Raw genomic sequence first — 772 nt, 5'->3', positions numbered from 1 at the left:
GCCGGTTCATGGCCGGTCCTCCCCGCAGGCCAGCAGGAAGTCAGCGGCCTTGCTCGCCGCACTGGCCGCGCGGAAAATCGCCTTCTCGTCGGCGCACAGCCCTTCGAGCCAGGCCCCGATGTAGTCGGAATGCCGCACGGTCGGCACAATGCCCAGCGCCGCACCGGTAAAGGCACTGGCCATTTCCGCGACGAGTTCCTCTTTCGCGTAGGACGCAGAGCCAAACTCGCCGGTCTGATCCCGGTCCAGCCGACTTTTGTGGCCTGTGGCATGACCCAGTTCGTGCAGGGCCGTGCGAAACCAGTTGATCGGTTCGAGGAAGGCAGCCTGGGGCGGCACCTGCACCACGTCATGGGTGGGGGAATAGAACGCTTCCCCGCCCCCGATGCGGAACGTCACCCCGCTGTTCTGGATCACGCGATCGGCGCCAGCAATTGCCAACTCGGGCGCAATCGGTGCCACAGGGGCAATCATGCCTTCGGGCAGGTCCTCGCACTGGTCGAGATTGAACACGGTAAAGCGCTTGAGAAAGGCCACGGTGCGCGCGTCGCGGTCTTCGTCCCTGGCCTTGGCGGCTTCCTCACGCGGGGTAAAGCGATCGGCATAGCAGACCACCGCGCCCTTCTCGCCGCGCCGGACATGGCCCCAGGCTGCTTCGGCCTGGCGGTAGCTCAGCCACCGCTGCGAGGAAAAGCCCTGCTCGATGGCAGAGGTCCAGAGAATGAGAACATTGATCCCTGAATAGGTCCTACCCGAACCGGCATTGTGGGGC

General features: G+C 64.9%; 1 protein-coding gene. It reads right to left on the bottom strand.

All coding sequences use genetic code 11. The annotated features are described in order from the left end of the window. Positions 1-6: 6 nt before the first annotated feature. The coding region (locus H926_RS29820; RefSeq protein ID WP_022678175.1) for an ArdC family protein at positions 7-772 on the bottom strand (766 nt) is incomplete at its 5' end.

This window comes from Novosphingobium sp. B-7 (genome assembly GCF_000410615.1).
GTDB lineage: Bacteria > Pseudomonadota > Alphaproteobacteria > Sphingomonadales > Sphingomonadaceae > Novosphingobium > Novosphingobium capsulatum.
This window is presented reverse-complemented; position numbering and strand designations above follow the sequence as displayed.